The sequence below is a fragment of the Bradyrhizobium sp. Crot121 genome (assembly GCF_059512385.1).
This window is the reverse complement of the sequence record NZ_JCAMOR010000196.1, coordinates 1-2,383: the sequence shown is the minus strand read 5'-3', so window position 1 is coordinate 2,383 and position 2,383 is coordinate 1. Positions and strand designations below refer to the sequence as shown.

The following is a 2,383-nucleotide window of genomic DNA, read 5'->3' as shown; positions in this document are numbered from 1 at the left end:
CGCGGCGTATTCGGCGGCCGGCGTCCGAAAGCCTCCAAGGGAGGAAACCGCGCGTGAGAAACGTAAGGCGGTGCGGCAGGCGTTATGGGGATTTGAGCGCCGCGGGCGAGCTCGTTGATTGAGATCGAGTCGGCCCAACGAGTTGCGCGACGGTGAAGTCGCTGACGAATGCGCGGCGGATGGCCTTGAACTCGACAAGTTGTCCGACGATTTGCGACGGCTGGTGGATATCTGGGCGCGCTCTGCCGTGGCCGGTCGAGGGCCAGCGAGCGCGGCGAGCGGATTTGCGGGATTGCGGCACGGTCAAGAGGTGTCGATCCTGATGTGGTTCGTTGGAGCTGTCGGCCGATGCCGTGGCATTGCACCGCGCGCGAAGACTTCGATGATGATCATGCGACCGCCGCAGCATGGACAAGCCGGCTTGCTGGGATCGACGGCGGCCGCGGTGGGCCGACCTTCAGGTTTTGCAATGGCAAGCAGCTCACGGGCGCGTGCGATGTTGCCGGCGCAAGCGCCTTTGGCGAACAGGCCGTAGTGGCGGATGCGATGCAAGCCCTTGGGCAGCACGTGGATGAGGAAGCGGCGGATGAACTCGAAGGTCTCGAGTGTCATCTGCTTGTATCGATCGCGGCCCGCGACGCGGTAGTCCTTCCACTTGAAGGTGACGTCCTGCTGGTCGCAGGCGATCAAGCGACTGTTGGCGATGGCGACGCGGTGGGTATAGCGCGACAGATAAGCCAGCACTGCCTCTGGCCCACCGAACGGCCGCTTGGCGTAGACAACCCATTCGGCCTTGCGCAGCGGTGCGAGATAAGCCGCGAAGGATTGCGCCTCGGCGAGATGGGCGTGATCGCCGAAGAAGCTCAGGCGGCCGGCCTGGTGGGCCGCGACGAGCTTCTCCTGGAACACTCGCCGGAACAGGCGGGAGAGTACGCGCACGGGCAGGAAGAAGCCCGGCCGGCAGGACACCCAGCGCTGGCCGTCAGGCGAGATGCCGCCGCCCGGCACGATCATGTGCACATGGGGATGATGGGTCAGCGCCGAGCCCCAGGTGTGCAGCACGGAGGTGATGCCGATCCTGGCCCCCAGATGCTTCGGATCGGCGGCGATCGTCAGCATGGTCTCGGCCGAGACCTTGAACAGCAGGTCGTAGAGGACGGCCTTGTTCTGGTAGGCGATGTCGGCGATGGCCGCAGGCAGCGTGAACACGACATGATAGTACGGCACCGGCAATAGGTCGGCTTCGCGGTCGGCGAGCCAGTCCTTGGCGGCGGCGCCCTGACACTTCGGGCAGTGCCGGTTGCGGCAGGAGTTGTAGGCGATGGTCGTATAGGCGCAGTCCGCGCAGCGCGCGACATGGCCGCCGAGGGCCGCCGTGCGGCAGCGCTCGATCGCCGACATCACCTTCATCTGGTCGAGGCTGACATGGCCGGCATGGGATTGACGCCATGCCGGGCCATGGTTGCGGAAGATGTCCGCAACCTCCAAGGCTGGGCGCGACACGCGTGCGTCAGCCGGGCGGCCGGATCTCCTTGAGCTTGAGCGCGATGTGCTCCAACGGGCTCATGACCTCGCTGATCGTCTTGGTGGCGACGCGGGTATAGAGCGCCGTGGTGTCGAGCTTGGCGTGACCGAGCAGCACCTGGATGACGCGGACGTCGATGTTCTGCTCCAAGAGGTGGGTGGCGAAGCTGTGCCGCAAGGTGTGCAGCGAGACGCACTTGTTGATCTCGGCCATCTGGGCGGCGGCGTGACAGGCGCGATTGAGCTGGCGTGTGGTCATCGGCTGGGCCGGATCGCGGCCCGGGAACAGCCAGCCCTGCGGCCGCGCCGCCTTCCACCAGGCCCGCAGCAACTCAAGCAGGTGTGGCGACAGCATGACGTTACGGTCCTTGCCGCCCTTGCCCTGCTCGACGCGGATGATCATGCGCTTGCTGTCGATGTCGGCGACCTTGAGCGAAACCACCTCGGCAGCGCGCAGGCCGGCGCCATAGGCCACGCTCAGCGCCGCCTTGTACTTCAGCCCCGGCGCGGCAGCGAGCAGCCGCGCCACCTCCTCGACGCTGAGCACCACCGGCAGCCTGCGCGGCTCGTGAACGACATGGGTGTGCTCGACAATCTCGTGGCGCTTCAGCGTGACCTTGAAAAAGAACCGAGGGTCGAGACGGTCTGATTGATGGTCGGCACGCCAACGCCGCTCGCCGCCAGATGCAGCTGGTAGCGCCGCACGTCCTCGAAGCTCGCCGTATCGGGCGAGCGCCCGAGAAACGCCGCGAAGTTCTTGACCCTTTGCACGTAGTCATGTTGGGTCTTCGGGGCCAACTTGCGGATCGTCATGTCTTCGATCATGCGCCGGCGCAACGGGCTCATTGCCTCGTCGGTC

The 2,383-nt window shown here is 65.8% G+C and carries 1 protein-coding gene and 1 pseudogene; both read right to left on the bottom strand.

What is annotated here, in order from left to right; all coding sequences use genetic code 11:
* Nucleotides 1-303: 303 nt before the first annotated feature.
* Nucleotides 304-1,503 carry an IS91 family transposase gene (locus AC5ZGW_RS45820; protein WP_130231816.1) on the bottom strand — a complete coding sequence of 400 codons (1,200 nt, stop codon included), beginning with the start codon at nucleotides 1,501-1,503 and terminating at the stop codon, nucleotides 304-306.
* A gap of 7 nt (nucleotides 1,504-1,510) precedes the next feature.
* A pseudogene (locus AC5ZGW_RS45815) lies at nucleotides 1,511-2,383 on the bottom strand (tyrosine-type recombinase/integrase); the annotation flags it as partial.